The organism is Flavobacterium praedii (assembly GCF_026810365.1).
In the GTDB taxonomy this organism is placed as follows: Bacteria; Bacteroidota; Bacteroidia; order Flavobacteriales; family Flavobacteriaceae; genus Flavobacterium; species Flavobacterium praedii.
On the sequence record NZ_CP113948.1, the window covers coordinates 454256 to 470335 of the forward strand.

At 31.2% G+C, this 16080-nt stretch carries 16 protein-coding genes; 5 read left to right on the plus strand and 11 right to left on the minus strand.

The features are described from left to right. Window positions 1–91 precede the first annotated feature (91 nt). Complete coding sequence (locus tag OYT91_RS02045; RefSeq protein ID WP_281240356.1) at window positions 92–1663, minus strand: OstA-like protein; 1572 nt, start codon at window positions 1661–1663, stop codon at window positions 92–94. A gap of 341 nt (window positions 1664–2004) precedes the next feature. Between OYT91_RS02045 and OYT91_RS02050 the strand changes: the two genes are divergently transcribed. After that, a complete protein-coding gene (locus OYT91_RS02050) occupies window positions 2005–3876 on the plus strand; it encodes an alpha-amylase family protein (protein ID WP_281239298.1) in 1872 nt (623 codons plus the stop codon). A 56-nt stretch (window positions 3877–3932) separates the two neighbouring features. Here the strand turns inward: OYT91_RS02050 and OYT91_RS02055 are convergent, their stop codons facing one another. The 7 genes from OYT91_RS02055 to rsfS all read right to left on the minus strand — a co-directional run bounded on the left by OYT91_RS02055 (window position 3933) and on the right by rsfS (window position 9512). Then, window positions 3933–4709, minus strand: a complete 777-nt coding sequence (locus OYT91_RS02055; RefSeq protein WP_281239299.1) for a superoxide dismutase — start codon at window positions 4707–4709, stop codon at window positions 3933–3935. Between the two features lie 13 nt (window positions 4710–4722). After that, a complete protein-coding gene (locus OYT91_RS02060) occupies window positions 4723–4989 on the minus strand; it encodes an acyl-CoA-binding protein (protein WP_269223291.1) in 267 nt (88 codons plus the stop codon). Beyond that, window positions 4989–5642 carry a phosphatidylserine decarboxylase family protein gene (locus OYT91_RS02065; RefSeq protein WP_269223290.1) on the minus strand — a complete coding sequence of 218 codons (654 nt, stop codon included), beginning with the start codon at window positions 5640–5642 and terminating at the stop codon, window positions 4989–4991. Before OYT91_RS02065 ends, OYT91_RS02060 begins: the two co-directional genes overlap by 1 nt. Next, complete coding sequence (locus OYT91_RS02070) at window positions 5632–6483, minus strand: phosphatidate cytidylyltransferase (protein WP_269223289.1); 852 nt, start codon at window positions 6481–6483, stop codon at window positions 5632–5634. Before OYT91_RS02070 ends, OYT91_RS02065 begins: the two co-directional genes overlap by 11 nt. A 1-nt stretch (window position 6484) precedes the next feature. After that, window positions 6485–7087, minus strand: coding sequence for an LUD domain-containing protein (locus tag OYT91_RS02075; RefSeq protein WP_281239300.1), 603 nt, complete (start codon window positions 7085–7087; stop codon window positions 6485–6487). A 112-nt stretch (window positions 7088–7199) separates the two neighbouring features. Next, window positions 7200–9125: an ATP-dependent zinc metalloprotease FtsH gene (gene ftsH, locus OYT91_RS02080; RefSeq protein ID WP_269223288.1), complete on the minus strand. Its 1926-nt coding sequence runs from the start codon at window positions 9123–9125 to the stop codon at window positions 7200–7202. 15 nt (window positions 9126–9140) lie between these two features. Beyond that, entirely contained in the window at window positions 9141–9512 is a 372-nt protein-coding gene (gene rsfS, locus OYT91_RS02085) for a ribosome silencing factor (protein ID WP_269223287.1), read from the minus strand. Window positions 9513–9607: 95 nt separating this feature from the next. Here rsfS and OYT91_RS02090 point away from each other — a divergent pair, with 95 nt between their 5' ends. After that, window positions 9608–10336, plus strand: coding sequence for a biotin--[acetyl-CoA-carboxylase] ligase (locus tag OYT91_RS02090; RefSeq protein WP_281239301.1), 729 nt, complete (start codon window positions 9608–9610; stop codon window positions 10334–10336). Window positions 10337–10388: 52 nt separating this feature from the next. On the opposite strand, the gene OYT91_RS02095 is transcribed toward OYT91_RS02090, so the two are convergent. Beyond that, a complete protein-coding gene (locus OYT91_RS02095) occupies window positions 10389–10781 on the minus strand; it encodes an SRPBCC family protein (RefSeq protein ID WP_269223285.1) in 393 nt (130 codons plus the stop codon). 73 nt (window positions 10782–10854) lie between these two features. Further along, window positions 10855–11496 carry an orotate phosphoribosyltransferase gene (gene pyrE / locus OYT91_RS02100; RefSeq protein ID WP_269223284.1) on the minus strand — a complete coding sequence of 214 codons (642 nt, stop codon included), beginning with the start codon at window positions 11494–11496 and terminating at the stop codon, window positions 10855–10857. Window positions 11497–11503: 7 nt separating this feature from the next. Here pyrE and OYT91_RS02105 point away from each other — a divergent pair, with 7 nt between their 5' ends. Then, window positions 11504–12106, plus strand: coding sequence for an NUDIX hydrolase (locus OYT91_RS02105; RefSeq protein ID WP_281239302.1), 603 nt, complete (start codon window positions 11504–11506; stop codon window positions 12104–12106). A 7-nt stretch (window positions 12107–12113) separates the two neighbouring features. Here the strand turns inward: OYT91_RS02105 and OYT91_RS02110 are convergent, their stop codons facing one another. Beyond that, window positions 12114–13844, minus strand: a complete 1731-nt coding sequence (locus OYT91_RS02110) for a M14 family metallopeptidase (protein ID WP_281239303.1) — start codon at window positions 13842–13844, stop codon at window positions 12114–12116. Window positions 13845–13969: 125 nt separating this feature from the next. On the opposite strand from OYT91_RS02110, the gene OYT91_RS02115 reads away from it, so the two are divergent. Both OYT91_RS02115 and OYT91_RS02120 read left to right on the plus strand, forming a co-directional pair. Further along, complete coding sequence (locus OYT91_RS02115; RefSeq protein WP_281239304.1) at window positions 13970–15322, plus strand: DEAD/DEAH box helicase; 1353 nt, start codon at window positions 13970–13972, stop codon at window positions 15320–15322. 270 nt (window positions 15323–15592) lie between these two features. Beyond that, the gene (locus OYT91_RS02120) at window positions 15593–16033 is read left to right on the plus strand and encodes a hypothetical protein (RefSeq protein ID WP_281239305.1); all 441 of its coding nucleotides are present in this window, start codon (window positions 15593–15595) and stop codon (window positions 16031–16033) included. Window positions 16034–16080 lie beyond the last annotated feature (47 nt).

The following is a 16080-nucleotide window of genomic DNA, read 5'->3' on the forward strand; positions in this document are numbered from 1 at the left end:
ATTTAAGGTTTGAAAAGTTTAAATAGTTTAATGAGAGGACTGAATACTGTGACTGACCACTAAAAACTGACCACTGACCACTGCTCACAGATTACTTCTTCGATTTCTTCTTGTCATAATTCAACGTTTCTTTACGAATTTTCATAGGAATATTTTTCTTAGCGCTGTCTTTTATCGTGGCCTCAATAACTTTGAGTTCTTCGGCATTTTCTTCTTCGCTAAAAACATCATCTTTGGATTTTATCCGTTCCTCTCCTCGCCAATTAAGACCCCGAAGCGTTCTCGCATTTTCTGGCAATTCTGATTCTGGATAAATATCACCATCAACTTGATTGAAAAACGTAATAGTTTCTATAGCAGTTTTGTCAAAAAGAATATTTATTTTGCTGCTAACATTTTTGTTGATACCAATAAGTTCGTTGGCGTCATTTCGCATATAATAAATCACTTCGGTGTTTTTTATAATATCCACATCATGCAGTTTTCCATCTTGGAATTTTCCAAATAAATTTTGCCCTTTTACCTGATTGAATCCTGTTCCAATAGTATCTTTAGAGACTATAAAAGTGTTATTGAGTACTTTTAGCGAATCTAGCTTTTGAGTATTATTGTCACCAATTAAGTGCATTAAATCACCTGTAATTTGGCTTTCGCCATTCCATAATATTGGGTTCCCAATTAATTTTGTTAAGGCTGTTTTGGAACTCGAATGAATAGAATCGCATTTTCCACTCATATCTGTTTTGTAAAAGCGAACATTATTAAAGGCTCGAATAATTCGGTTACCTTCTTTGCCTGTTACCATTAGTTTTTTTCCATGAATATAAACGGAGTCATTGTCTACAAAATTTACGGCCAAAGCTCTTTTGGTTACAAACATCGAGTCTTTCTTTTTGTATAATTCGGCATAATGCCCTCGAATAACTCCTCGATTGATGGAGTCCGTTATTTTGACATTTCGTGTAGCAGAGGCAAATTCTTTGTTTCGATCATAATACAGACTATCTCCTTTTATCACCCTATCATCATATCGTATGTAGGATTTGTTTAGAAAATGAGCTAGATTTTTTTTGGTATCATAAAAACCTTTTTCGGTATAAATATAATTGGCTTTACTGGTAATGGTTGAAGGACCAAAAAGATAAGAATGCCCCGAATTACTGTAATAATCCAAATGATTGGATTTGATTTCGTAGGTTTTATTCGTAAGAGTCACAGCAGTCAAAAACTGAAATTTTTTCTGAGCCACATAATACCGTCCAGACTTACTTTTTAGTGTGTTGTCTTTGTTAATTATAGTTCCTTGTGTATTGTAAAATACTTCTTGAGTGTTTCTGTCAAAATTAATAGTGTCTGTTGCTAATGTTGCATCAGGCGAACTCATTACAGGATTACCTGTAGCAAATGCTTTCTTTAATTCGCCACTGTATTCAGCATAGTTACTATTCAAATAAAGTGTGTCTCCTTGTACTAATTGTACATTTCCAAAAGCTTTTAAATAATTTTCTTTTTGAAAAAAATAGGCTTTGTTACAAGTTAAAATTACACCATCATGGCTCACTCTTACATTTCCTGTAAGTAAAAGAGCATCTGGTGCTTTTTGTTGGTCTACATCTGCAAAGTCAGACTGTTCAATTTGAATTTTTTTAGGAGTTTGTGCCATGATTAATTGGGCACAAAGGAATACTAAGCTATAGGTTATGAAATTTAGATATTTCTTCAATGGTTTTAAATTTTTTGTAAATTTATAAAAAAGCAGGCAAACGCTTTATATATTAGGATTTATTTATAAAAGTTTAGCCTTTGAATTATTTAGGCAACTTTGAAAATTATTTATAAACAATGCGAGTTCCTATTACGTTGTAGTCATTTGTAAATCATTTAATCATTTTTAATCAATGGTTTTTTCTACTATTTTTTTTGAAAAAATCATTAAATTTATGGATTGATATTATTTTATAGAATGTCAATTGTATATTTTTAATTTTTTATAATTTAAAGGAAATGATAACGAAAAAAATAGTAATTGCTGGACTAAGTATTATGCTTATAGCAACTGCCTGTAAAACCAAAGATTTAAAAATGAGTGCACAAAAAAAAGAAACCGTTTCGGAAAACAAAGCTGTAGTTTATCAAGTTTTTACTCGGTTATTTGGAAATAAGAACACAACAAATAAGCCTTGGGGGACAATTGAAGAAAATGGAGTCGGTAAATTTAATGATTTTACAGATAAAGCATTACAGGAAATAAAGGGGTTGGGAGTTACTCATATTTGGTATACTGGTGTTCCTCATCATGCAGTTATTCGAGATTATACTTCTATTGGGATTTCTAGTGACGATCCTGAAGTAGTAAAAGGTAGAGCGGGTTCTCCTTATGCTGTAAAAGATTATTACAATGTCAATCCTGATTTGGCTGTCAATCCGGAAAATCGATTGAAAGAGTTTGAAGAATTAATAAAACGTACTCATAATGCAAATCTTAAAGTGATTATTGATATAGTTCCTAATCATATTGCTCGCAAGTATGAAGGGAAAAGTAATCCAAAGGGAGTAAGGGATTTTGGTGCCGATGATGATGTAACTGTTGAATACAAAAGAGATAATAATTTTTATTACATCCCAAATACTCCATTTCAATTGCCAGATGGGGACAAACCTCTGAATGGTGAAAGCAATCCGTTAATAGATGGTAAGTTTGATGAAAATCCAGCGAAATGGACTGGAAATGGTTCTCGTATGGCTAAACCGGATAAAAATGATTGGTATGAAACAGTTAAAGTAAATTATGGAATTCGTCCTGATGGAACCAAAGACTTTCCTGAGTTGCCAGCTGGTTATGATAAAAAATCAAACAAAGAACATTTTGATTTTTGGAAAGACAAAAGTGTTCCTAGTTCATGGATAAAATTTAGAGATATTGCTTTGTATTGGACTGCCAAAGGAGTAGATGGTTTTCGTTATGATATGGCTGAAATGGTTCCTTACGAATTTTGGAGTTACATGAACTCAGCAATCAAAAATGTAAATCCAGATGCTTTCTTAATGGCCGAAGTTTATAATCCGAAAGAATATCGCAATTATATTCATTTGGGTAAAATGGATTATTTGTATGATAAAGTTGAAACATATGATAAATTAAAAGATATTATTCAAGGGAAAACTCCTCCAGACGGGTTATCATATATCCAAAGTGGTCTTGCAGATATTGATGTACACATGTTAAAATTTTTAGATAATCATGATGAACAACGTTTAGCAAGTCCCGAATTTGCAGGTTCTCCCGAAAAAGGTAAGCCAATGATGGTGGTTTCTGCTATGATTACTTCGGCTCCTATTATGATCTATTTTGGCCAAGAAGTAGGAGAGGCGGGAAATGAAAATGGTGGGTTTGGATCTCATTCTAGAACTTCTATTTTTGATTATGTTGGTGTGCCAAATCATCAAAGATGGATGAATGATGGTGCATTTGATGGTGGTAAATTATCTCAAGGAGAAAAAGATTTACGTGATTTCTACAAAAGGTTATTGAATTTTTCTGCCAAAAGCGCTGCAGTGATGGGGCAATTTCAAGATTTACAAGAAGTAAACCGTCAAGCTAATTTGGGATATGATCCAAATCATATTTATTCGTTTGTGCGTTGGTCAGACAGCCAAAAATTAATTGTGCTTACTAATTTTTCTTCTAATAATTCAGGAAGTTTTGAATTGAAAATCCCATCGGATATTATTAGTAAATGGAATTTAAAAGAGGGTAGTTATACTTTAAAAGACCAATTGTATGAAAAAAGTACAATTCAATTGCAGGTTGTAAATGGTGAAGGAAAAGCTTCTGTTAACATTAAACCATTAGAATCTTTTATTTATCAATTATAAAGTTTTTAAACTCAAAAAAAAAGCTGATACTTAAAATATCAGCTTTTTTTTTATTATTACTTTTTGAAAGTAGCTTTGTAATTTTCGTTTACTTTATCCCAATTTACTATATTAAAAAAAGCATCGATATAATTTTTCTTTTTATATTGGTAATCTAAGAAATAAGCATGTTCCCAAAGATCAATTCCTAAAATTGGCGTTCCATGAAATCCAATTACAGGTGCATATGTCATAAGAGGATTGTCCTGATCTTGAGTAGTAGATAATTGTAATATTCCTGTTTTATCGACAACCAACCAAACCCAACCCGAACCAAAATGTTTGTATGCAGTTTCTTTGAAAGAAGTTTTAAAATTCGAAAAAGAACCAAAATCTTTTATAATCTTAGAGGCTAATGTATCTTTAGGTTCTCCGCCAGCTTTTGGTCCAATAGATCTAAAATACAAGCTGTGGTTGTAATATCCTCCCGCATTGTTACGAATCACGGGGTCATTTATGTCTAATTTGTTTAATATTTCTTCTACAGTAAGATTTTCTTTATCTGTTCCCATTACAGCTTTGTTCAAACTATTGGTATAATATAAATAGTTTTTATAATGGGATTCCATAGTCAATGCTGATAATTCAGGAACCAAAGCGTCATATCCAAAAGGAAGCTTTTCCAATTGAAATGAGCCTTCATTTGCTTTTAGATCATTTGGATTGCCAATTGTAACTTTTTCTTGTACCGTTGGCAAAGGAACTTCTACAACTTCAGTTAATTTTTTTTCATTACAAGAAATTAAAACTGAAATAAAAAGCAAATTAGCTAGTATAAAAGTGTTTTTTTTCATGAATATAATACGATTACTTAATTAGGGAATGAATTAATTCTATGTATTGTTTTTTTGCTTCGTCTTGTGTTAGATGACTAATTTGAATCCAAGCATTAGTTTTGAAAGCATTCCTTAAATCAGAATTATCAGAAACGTTAAATTTAGTTTTGTCAAATGTAGCATGCTTGTAAAAGGCATAAAGGCGTAGCTGAACATCTTGTGGTAGAGATGCTTGAGTCATAAAAGAAGCAATTTCAACGGCTTCTTGAAATTGTTTATCTAAATCATTTTCAATCATTAAGATTTCATTGCAATTATTGTTTTCCCTCCAATTGCTTTTTGATTCAATACTACATTAATTGGAGTCCCTAATGGTAAAAAAATATCAACTCTTGATCCAAATTTTATAAATCCAGCATCAGTTCCTTGTACAACTTGCATGCCTTCTTGCGCATAATTTACAATACGTCTGGCCAATGCACCCGCAATTTGACGATACAATATTGCACCAAAAGTTTTGTTTTCAATAACAATGGTAGTTCTTTCGTTCTCTTCACTTGCTTTTGGATGCCAGGCAACTAAGAATTTACCAGGATGATATTTGCTAAATTTTACAATTCCGCTTATAGCATAGCGCGTTACATGTACATTTGTAGGTGACATAAAAATTGATACTTGTAATCTTTTGTCTTTAAAAAATTCTCCCTCATATACTTCTTCTATTACAACTACTTTTCCGTCAACAGGTGCAATAATATGATTTTCATTTATTTCAACAGAACGTTTTGGGTTTCTGAAAAATTGTAAAATGATTACTAACAACAAAAGTGTTACTATTTCAATTGACATTTTAATCCATTCGGTTTGAATGAATTTATCTGATACTAAAAAAACGACAGCAGTAAAAATGGTGCCTAATAAAATACTTTGAGTTCCTTCTTTATGAAACATAATTTAAAATTTGATAAAATAAAAATATTATTGGTGCTACAAAGATAACACTATCTAATCGATCTAAAATGCCTCCATGTCCTGGCATTATGTTTCCGCTGTCCTTTTTTTCTGAAATACGTTTGAATTTAGATTCAACTAGATCTCCAATTGTTCCGAAAATCCCAACAATTAAGGCAATTATGATCCAGATAAAGGTGTTTTTTTCTGGAAGCATTAAAAAGTATTTGGATATAAAATAACTCGCTATTATTGCAAATCCTATTCCGCCCAAAAAGCCTTCGATGGTTTTTTTAGGTGAAATTCGTTCAAATAGTTTGTGTTTTCCGATAGATTTGCCCACTATGTAAGCAAAAGTATCATTTGTCCATATCAAAATAAAAATACTTATAAGTATGTTTGGATTGTATCCTTTTATTCCAAAAGGTATTTTTGTTATTATAATAAATGGAAGAACGATATAACCAATTAAATAAGCAAATTTAGAAAAGGAGTCTACTTTTAAGTTTGTATTGTCAAATAGAAATACTATGCATTTCAATGAAACTATTAGTGATATAATAAGGACTGCCAAATCAAAATTTTTACTGTAACGTAGTAAATAAAATAAACCATCTTGATTTGTTGCTACAGCAATTTTATAAAAAAATAGATAAAATACATTAGCAATTGCAATTGGAATAATTTTGTTTAAGTGTACTAAGTTGCAAAATTCCATTACTGCAATTAATAAAAAAACTCCAAATAGAATAAAAAAAGTTTCTATAGAGTATTGTATTGAAGCTATAAGGAGTAAAATGTAAATAGCTCCTGATATTGATCTTTTTAGTGTTTCGTTCATTTTAAAGATCTTCTAAAAGCAATAAATATAAATTTTTGGCCGAGCTACCATATTGAGTAAAATCTTCCTCTTTCGCTTTTTCAAAATATTTTATTGTAGTAATGTTTGTTGGATATTCAGTCAAGTATTTTTTTCGAATAGCACTTAGTCCATCGCTTTTTCCTTCTACTATTTGACTGGTTTTTGCCAAAATAATTATATTTGATGGCAAATCATTAGGTTTTTTTTGTTTGATTTGGTTGGATGAAAATAAAACAGAACCTTCTTCTGCTACCAAATTTTCACAACTAGATAGAATGAATTTTGGATCTATATTTTTACCATAAGTAAGTTTATTCTCGTCTAGTAAAAAGTATAAATGTGGTTCATAGCATAAAGCTTCACATTCGAACCAATCGTTTTCTTCAAGTATATTTTCAAATTGTTCTTTTACTTCATTTAAATTTTCACAGTATAAAAATTTCCCTCCATTTTTTTTGAAATTATAGATGAATTGTTCGTCCAACGGAGAATTGATATCTGGATTTGGTCTATTTGAATTACTTTCTCTTGCTTCGTCAGAAGAGGGATTATTCGAACCAAATAATTTTTTAAAAAGATTCATAAATTTGTTAATAATCGTTTTGTGTTACTTGAAAACGTTCAAAGATAAAAAAATCTTAATTCAAAACAGGATTTTGAATTAAGATTTTAAAAATTTGTGTTTTTTTGTAAATTTAAGAGACTACTTCACCTAAGTTTTTATCGAAAGTTCTCTTTCCAAAAATGGTTTCTAAATCGTCTTTGAAAATAACTTCTTTTTCGATTAATATAGCTGCAAGTTCTTCAAGTTTGTCTTTATTTTCTTCAAGTATATTAATGGCTCTCTGGTATTGGCTTTCGATAAGGTCTGAAATTTCTTTATCAATTACTCTGGCAGTTTCATCAGAATATGGTTTTGAAAAACTGTATTCACTTTGTCCACTTGAATCATAATAGGTAACGTTACCAATTTTGTCATTTAAACCATAAACGGTTACCATAGCACGAGCTTGTTTCGTTACTTTTTCTAAATCGCTCAAAGCACCTGTTGAAATTCTGTCAAATGTTACTTTTTCAGCAGCCCTTCCTCCCATTGTAGCACACATTTCGTCAAGCATTTGATCCGTACGAACGATTAGACGTTCTTCGGGTAGGTACCAAGCTGCTCCTAAACTTTGGCCACGAGGTACAATTGTAACTTTTATCAATGGTGCTGCATGTTCAAGCATCCAGCTTACAGTGGCATGTCCTGCTTCGTGTATTGCAATTGCTCTTTTTTCTTCTGGAGTGATAATTTTGTTTTTCTTTTCCAATCCACCAACAATACGGTCAACTGCATCTAAGAAATCTTGTTTATCAACTGCGTCTTTATTATGTCTTGCTGCAATTAAAGCCGCTTCGTTACATACATTGGCAATATCTGCGCCAGAAAAACCTGGAGTTTGTTTGGCTAAAAATTCAGTATCAAGTCCTTCAATTTTTTTCAAAGGAGCAAGGTGTACTAAGAATATTTCTGCTCTTTCGCGAATATCGGGTAAATCAACAAAAATTTGTCTATCAAAACGTCCAGCACGCATTAAAGCTTTGTCTAAAACATCGGCTCTATTGGTTGCAGCCAATACAATTACATTTGAATTGGTGCCAAAACCATCCATTTCTGTTAGTAATTGATTAAGGGTATTCTCTCTTTCGTCATTACCGCCAGACATATTACTTTTTCCTCTAGCTCTACCTACTGCATCAATTTCGTCAATAAAAATAATCGCTGGAGATTTTTCTTTTGCTTGTTTAAAAAGGTCGCGAACTCTAGAAGCTCCAACACCTACAAACATTTCAACAAAATCGGATCCTGATAATGAGAAGAAGGGAACCTGAGCTTCGCCAGCAACTGCTTTGGCTAATAATGTTTTTCCTGTACCTGGAGGGCCTACAAGTAATGCACCTTTTGGTATTTTACCTCCTAAATTCGTGTATTTTTCTGGATTTTTCAGGAATTCAACAATTTCTTGTATTTCTTCTTTAGCACCTTCTAATCCTGCAACATCTTTAAAAGTTGTTTTGATATCTGTTTTTTCGTCAAAAAGTTTCGCTTTTGACTTTCCAATATTGAAAATTTGTCCACCACCACCACCTGGGCCGCCTGACATTTTTCGCATGATAAAAATCCATACTCCAATAATTATAATTATTGGTAGCAAGCTTACCAAAAGATCAGTCCAATTGCTTTTTTGTAAAAAATTAAAATCTTTTAATTTTCCTTCAGCAACTGCTTTTTCTAATTTGTTTTGAAAAATTTGGTCGTTTCCTATGTCAAATGTATAATGTGGACCTTTATTGGGTCTTCCTAAAACGTCTTTGGAAATTTTTTTATGTTCTACTTCTTTTAAAGCTTCAGTATTTAAATAAACTTCCGCTTCATTTTTATTGTAAACAATTACTTTCTCAATTTGTCCTTTTTCTAAATAGGAATTAAATTTAGACGAAGTTAATTGAGCGGGTTCTTCAAAACTAGAGCCACCTGTTATAAAACTTATTCCTAAAAACACTAAAAGTATTGCAGTGTAAATTAACCAAGGACTTATTTTAAATTTATTTGAATTTGGATTATTCTCTTTAGCCATTAGAAGATTATTTCTTTAATATTTATTTTCGATTTTGGTGATTTTAGCATCACCCCAAAGACTTTCGATGTTATAATATTCACGAATGTGTTTTTGAAAAACGTGTACTACAATGTGAACATAATCCATCAAAACCCATTCGGCTACATCAGATCCTTCTACATGCCAAGGTTTATCCTTTAAATCCTTTGATACTATTTTTTGAACGGAATTGACAATTGCATTCACTTGTGTGTTTGAGTTACCATTGCAAATAACAAAATAGTCACAAACTGCTGTGTCTATTTCTCTTAAATCTAAAATATCGATGTCATTTCCTTTTACTTCTTCTATCCCTTTAATGATGTTAGCCAATAGAGCATCATTGTTTATAATCTTTTTCGCCATTTAATTTTTTATATAAGTTTGTAAAGTTACCATTTTTTGTGATTAATTTTGAACCTTAACATAATATTAAATTATGTTTTCAAAAAATGATATATATGAAGCTAATCAAACTCGATGCCATAGATTCTACAAATGAATTTCTAAAAGGATTATCTAGTACAGAAGATATACAAAATTTTACTGTTGTAACTGCAGAAAATCAATTGAAAGGGAAAGGCCAAATGGGATCGGTATGGGAATCTGAATTAGGTAAGAATTTAATAATGAGTGTATTGGTTAAGGATTTCTTGAGGGATAATGAATCCTTTTTTAATTTGAATGTTGTTATTTCGCTTTCAGTAATTCGAGCTTTAGAAAAAATAAATATTCCCGAATTGAGTATAAAATGGCCAAACGACATTATGTCAGCTAATAAGAAAATTGGTGGCATATTGATAGAAAACAGCATAAAAGGGGATGGTGTTATAACATCTATTGTTGGACTTGGGCTGAATATAAATCAAGTGCAATTCGATGATTTGCCTAGAGCTTCTTCACTAGCTTTGATTTGTAATTTAAACTTAGACAAAGAAGTTATTTTATTTTCAATAATTGAAGAAATGGAAGCTATGATAGCTGAATATTCCCAAATCGATCTTTTATTATGGGAGGAATATACAAATAAACTCTTTAAAATTGGTGTTCCTGCTGCTTTTACCGATGAAAATGAAGTTAATTTTATGGGAATTATAAAAGGAGTTTCGGATATTGGAAAGCTTCAAATACTATTGGAGGATGATGGTATATTTGAATATAATCTTAAAGAAGTTCAAATGTTGTATTAAGTATTGTTGAATCGGTTAGTCGTTTAATCAACTAACCGATTCAACAAGTGAATTATAGTTTTGTCATGTTATTTGCTAAAGTTTCAATGAATTTACTGATTGGTCCTTTTATCATCATTGCCATCATAGCATTAAATTCTCCATCAAAATCCAATTTAACTGCACTAGATTGCTCAGAAAGACTATCAATGTTAGCTACCAAAGTAAATGGTAATTTATCACTTGCAGCACCTAGAACAATTTTGTTTGGAGCAATTTTTTCTTTCATTTTTAATTTGATTTCAGGCATACCTTTTAATCCAAAAATAAAAGCATCTTCTCCTATAACTTCAAATTTTGCTATATTATCTGGCATTAATTTTTCGAAGTTTTTTACATCACTCAATAAATCAAATAACTCTTGACTTGGTTTCTCAACTGTAACTTTTGGACTTTCTAAGTTCATAATTATATTTAAATTTTGTTATTCTATTTTTTTAAACCCAAAATTTGCAATCTTATTTTCTGCATTTTAAATTTTAAACACTCCAAGTCGAAGGGCTTACATTCCATTCTCTTAATGTTTCTTCTTCTTTTTCTGTAATATAACTCTTAGTAACGGCTAAATTTAATAAATTTTGATAATTACTCAGTGTATATAAATCAATATTGGCATTTTTAAAGTTTTGGTCTGCAACATCAAAACCATAGGTAAATATTGCTGCCATCCCTTTTATTACTGCTCCTGCTTCCCGCAAGCCTTCAACGGCAAGAAGACTACTGTTTCCAGTACTTATTAAATCTTCTATAATTACTACGCTTTGTCCTTTTTGTAAAAAACCTTCTACTTGGTTTTGACGTCCATGTTTTTTTGGTTCTGGTCGTACATATACAAAAGGTAATCCCATACTTTCTGCAACAAGCATTCCAATGCCAATTGCACCAGTAGCTACTCCGGCAATTACATCTGGTTTTCCAAATTGTTTTTCAATGTTTTTTGAAAATTGGTCTCTGACATAATTTCTTATGGCTGGAAACGAGAGGATTAAACGATTATCGCAATAAATAGGCGATTTCCATCCAGAAGCCCATGTAAAAGGATTTCCTGGATTCAATTTAATTGCATTTATTTGCAAAAGCAATTCGGCTGTTTTTTCGGCTGTATCTTTATTAAAAATCATAATACAAATGTATAAAGTTTTTGTTAACGACAAACCACTTTTTTTGACAAATCAAATTTCGAAGGAAACTGATTTTCAACTTTTCTTGCTTGATAGTATTGACATTGAGCAAGTTGTAATAAAAATGTTTCAAAATAAAATTAAGAAAGCTTATCTCTATCATCCTGATGAAAGTGTGATAATGAAAACTTTGAAAGCGAAAATTCCTGTAAATAAAGCTGGAGGAGGGTTGGTTTATAATAAAAAGGGTGAAGTTTTATTTATTTTTAGAAACGGAAAATGGGATTTGCCAAAAGGTGGTTCTCAAAAAGGAGAACTAATAGAGGATGCAGCTACGCGAGAAGTAGAAGAAGAAACTGGTGTAAACGGATTAGTGGTTGGTGAAAAACTACAAAAAACGTATCATGTTTTTAAAAGAAATGGTAAATATAAATTAAAAATCACGCATTGGTTTGTTATGCATACTGATTTTGAAGGTACTCCTGTTGGACAAATTGAAGAAGGAATTGAAAAAGTTGCTTGGCTGAATCCTATTCAAATAAAAGATGCTTTGGAAAATTCTTATGAAAATATCAAGCTATTGTTTGAAGCTGAAAACGGTTCTAATTAGTTGTTAATTAATATAATAATCTGTGAACTGGATATTGTAAATGTGCTTTTTCATAGTATTTGGAATGTTTATACACCCAATCTAGCTTGCTTTCACTGTTTTTTGCAAAAGCGGGTTCCGAATTAACTTTATTTTCTAATTCTGTTTTTAGATTTGGATTTTCTCTTAAAATTTGAGCTGCTAAATCCTCAAAAACATATTCCGAATACCCTTCTTTTTGTTGTAAAATGGTATCAAAAAAATTCCAATTGAAGAAAGAATCAACGGCTTCTGGTTCTAGAGTTTCCAGTAAATATTTAACGGCTTTTTGTTCAGTGGGGAAAATATAATCTCCTTTGGCAAAAGCTATTTTTTCAATAGTTGTCGTTATTTTTGTATTTCTATGAGGATAATGCCCTTCGTAGGCTTGACTTGAAGTTTTATAATCGGCAATTTTATAACTTTCTATGGTTATAATGGTGTCATTCTTCAATTGCGAGTATTTGCAATTATTGTTTTTTAATAAATCAATAACATTCCAATAGCCTTTCGGGATAATATAGGCATTGGGAATCTTTACCTCTTTTACCGATTTGTATTCTTTGATATACGGTACGTTTTTTTGATACGGTTTAGTTCTATCGTAAAACAAACGTTGTCCAGTTGTTACTTCACTTTTTTTAAAGGAAGCTTCAAAACCTGAAAACAAAAAGGTAGTTGCCTTGGAACTGTCAATTTTCCATTCTATTGGGTATGATTTTTTCGGTTGAAATTGTTCTTCGTTTTTGAGTCGCAATTCTTTTATTTTTTTATAGTTCAAATCCGTAAAAGCGATTGTACTTAGCATGTATTCGTAGGTCGCTTTTACACGATCAGCATATTTTTTGAGCATATGGGTCTCAACAACAAACCCTATTGTGTTAAAAAGAGAAGTATAACCTGTTGTGTATCTTGGTGTGTCTGAAAATTGTACAAAACCATTGTCGGGCGTTTCCTCAAATGCATTGACATAAGGAGTTGTTGGAATTTGTTTTTTTTCTAAATCTTTTACAATATAAGGCATCATCTCTGAGTTCATATAATCTCCCAAAACAGTGCCTAATTTATTGTGTTGCGTCATGATGTAGGTTAATTTGTATTGATAATCAGCTCCATTACTCACATGGTTGTCTATAAAAATATCTGGATTTATTTTGTGATAAATGGATACAAAACTCTTTGTGTTTCGAGTGTCCGATTTGATCATATCGCGATTTAAATCATAGTTTCTAGCGTTGCCTCTAAAGCCATATTCTTCTGGTCCTTCTTGATTGACTCTTGAGGTTGAATTTCGATTTAAAGCACCTCCAATATTATAAATGGGTATGGTTACTATAACAGTATTTTGTGGTATTTTTATGCTGCCTAAGGCTAAATCTCTAAATAATTGCATAGTTGCATCAATACCGTCAGGTTCTCCCGCATGGATGCCATTATTGATTAGTAATATTGCTTTGTTTTTTTGAATCGTTTCAAAATTAAATTTTTTATCAGGGTTGAAAGTAATCATATATAAAGGCTCTCCGCTATCTGTAAGTCCCATTTTATCCATTTTTATAGTAGAAAAATCATGTGACAAAACGGTGTAATAAGCAATTGTCTCTTGATAATTAGCCGATTGGTTTCCATTTCCTTTTTCGAATATAGTGCTGTATTTAGTGTTGTTTTGGGCAAATGAAGTAAGGTAGAAAAATAGTATAGTTAAGTTGAGAAATTTCATTTTTGGGGTTTTTAAAATATAAAATCAAATGTAATTAATTTTGATTCATCTGTAAATTAAAAGCAGAAATACTAAAAACTCAAAATTCATAACTCATAATGCATAATTCGTTTTACCTTTGCAAAATGAATAAGAAACACCATTCCAACAATATATTATTGAATTTAGGTATCGAAAGCCTAAACGAAATGCAAGAAGTTGCCCAAGATGTCATTCTAAATGACAATAATGTTTTACTGCTTTCTCCAACGGGTTCTGGAAAAACATTGGCTTTTTTGCTTCCCATTTTCGAAATGTTACAGCCCGAAATTCTATCGGTTCAATGTTTGATTCTAGTTCCTTCTCGTGAATTAGGGTTGCAAATAGAACAAGTATGGAAAAAAATGGGAACCGATTATAAAGTAAATGTTTGCTACGGCGGACATTCTATTGATACTGAAATCAAGAATTTGAGTAATCCGCCAGCTGTTTTAATAGGAACTCCAGGCCGAATTGCCGATCATATTGATAGAGGTACTTTTCGATTGGACAAGATTCAAACTTTAATATTGGATGAATTTGATAAATCCTTGCAGTTGGGTTTTCACGAGCAAATGTCTTTCATTATAGGAAAACTATCTAAGCTTAACAAGCGGGTTTTGGTTTCGGCTACTTCCGATATTGAAATACCAAAATATACTAGAGTTGTTAATCCAACAATTTTGGATTTTATTCCAACCGAAGACGAACAAGAAAGTAACTTAGCTACCAAAATGGTCGTTTCAAAAGAAAAAGATAAATTAGGTAGTTTGTTTAACCTAATTTGTTCTTTAAAATCACAGTCGGCTATTGTTTTTTGTAATCATCGTGATGCGGCAGAACGCATTAGCGACACTTTGAACGAAAAAGGAATTTATGCTACTTATTATCATGGTGGTATGGATCAGGATGAGCGGGAACGATCATTAATTCAATTTCGCAATGGAAGTATGAGTTATTTGATTACTACAGATTTGGCTGCTCGAGGTCTTGATATCCCAGAAATGAAGCATGTTATTCATTATCATTTGCCATTAAAGGAAGATGAATTTACCCATAGAAATGGGCGTACAGCACGTATGCTTGCATCTGGAACCGCGTATGTGATTGTACATGAAAGCGAAAAAAAAATGGATTATTTGGATTATTGTATGGAAATATTGAATGTTGAAAAAACAACTGCATTGCCAAAACCTCCCGAATTTCAAACCATATATATCAGTGGGGGAAAGAAAAATAAATTGAATAAAATTGATATTGTAGGGTTCTTTTCCCAAAAAGGAAAACTTGAAAAAGGAGATTTAGGGTTGATTGAAGTAAAAGATTTTATTTCATTTGCTGCCGTAAAATTTAATAAAGTTAAGGATTTGCTTCATGCTGTTAAAGATGAAAAAATGAAAGGAAAGAAGTTTAAAATTGAAGTAGCCAGAAAGGTTATAAAGAAAGAGGAGGAGAATTAGACATTAGATTTCTGTGCTTTCTAGATTTTTATTGAAAAAATATATAAGTTTTGAGAATCGTTAAGAGTGTTTTTTACTTTTAGCGATTTTTTTATGAATAAAAAATTACTTTAAATACAAATAGTATGCGCTATGATAAAATTTACAAACAAATTATGAAATTTAATGTTGATAAAATGTTTTTATCTAAATAGAGTTAATTTTATTTATTATTAAGTTTGCTGACAAATACTTACCTATTAAAGTATATTAATAAACCCCAAATAAATTATGAAAAAAATTATTGCAATTGCTGTTTTGTTGATTAGTTCTGTTGGCTTTAGTCAAATTAAAGTTGTAGAAACTGTACCAGTTGAAAAATTAGGTAGAATAAATAATGATTTTTATGTTCAAAAAGTAGGTGACGAGTATACCTTTTTTTTCAAAACAACTTCTATTGATTTAGAAGAAATCTCTTTGAAGAATTTTACATTCAAAAATGTAGATAATGCCTATCAAAGTCTTTATGGTATTATTTTAAATGGATTTAACGCTAGTCCTATAAATGATATTAAATTAGAATTGCCTAATAATTTTGTTTGGTTGCATTATATTGTAAGCTCTGATAAAACGACAGTGCAGTTTATGGTTTCAAATAAAGAAGCATCGTCTACCAATGTTTCTGAGTCATTGACTAAAGAGCAAGTTGATAAATTGTTTCAAAAAAGCTAAAAATTAGTGATCAGTGTTCCGTTTTTTAGTGATCACAGAAAAAAATA

Coding starts and splice junctions, on each gene's coding strand:
- OYT91_RS02045 (WP_281240356.1), bottom strand. CDS start 1,663: ATGGCACAAACTCCTAAAAAAATTCAAATTGAACAGTCTGACTTTGCA.
- OYT91_RS02050 (WP_281239298.1), top strand. CDS start 2,005: ATGATAACGAAAAAAATAGTAATTGCTGGACTAAGTATTATGCTTATA.
- OYT91_RS02055 (WP_281239299.1), bottom strand. CDS start 4,709: ATGAAAAAAAACACTTTTATACTAGCTAATTTGCTTTTTATTTCAGTT.
- OYT91_RS02060 (WP_269223291.1), bottom strand. CDS start 4,989: ATGATTGAAAATGATTTAGATAAACAATTTCAAGAAGCCGTTGAAATT.
- OYT91_RS02065 (WP_269223290.1), bottom strand. CDS start 5,642: ATGTTTCATAAAGAAGGAACTCAAAGTATTTTATTAGGCACCATTTTT.
- OYT91_RS02070 (WP_269223289.1), bottom strand. CDS start 6,483: ATGAACGAAACACTAAAAAGATCAATATCAGGAGCTATTTACATTTTA.
- OYT91_RS02075 (WP_281239300.1), bottom strand. CDS start 7,087: ATGAATCTTTTTAAAAAATTATTTGGTTCGAATAATCCCTCTTCTGAC.
- ftsH (WP_269223288.1), bottom strand. CDS start 9,125: ATGGCTAAAGAGAATAATCCAAATTCAAATAAATTTAAAATAAGTCCT.
- rsfS (WP_269223287.1), bottom strand. CDS start 9,512: ATGGCGAAAAAGATTATAAACAATGATGCTCTATTGGCTAACATCATT.
- OYT91_RS02090 (WP_281239301.1), top strand. CDS start 9,608: ATGAAGCTAATCAAACTCGATGCCATAGATTCTACAAATGAATTTCTA.
- OYT91_RS02095 (WP_269223285.1), bottom strand. CDS start 10,781: ATGAACTTAGAAAGTCCAAAAGTTACAGTTGAGAAACCAAGTCAAGAG.
- pyrE (WP_269223284.1), bottom strand. CDS start 11,496: ATGATTTTTAATAAAGATACAGCCGAAAAAACAGCCGAATTGCTTTTG.
- OYT91_RS02105 (WP_281239302.1), top strand. CDS start 11,504: ATGTATAAAGTTTTTGTTAACGACAAACCACTTTTTTTGACAAATCAA.
- OYT91_RS02110 (WP_281239303.1), bottom strand. CDS start 13,844: ATGAAATTTCTCAACTTAACTATACTATTTTTCTACCTTACTTCATTT.
- OYT91_RS02115 (WP_281239304.1), top strand. CDS start 13,970: ATGAATAAGAAACACCATTCCAACAATATATTATTGAATTTAGGTATC.
- OYT91_RS02120 (WP_281239305.1), top strand. CDS start 15,593: ATGAAAAAAATTATTGCAATTGCTGTTTTGTTGATTAGTTCTGTTGGC.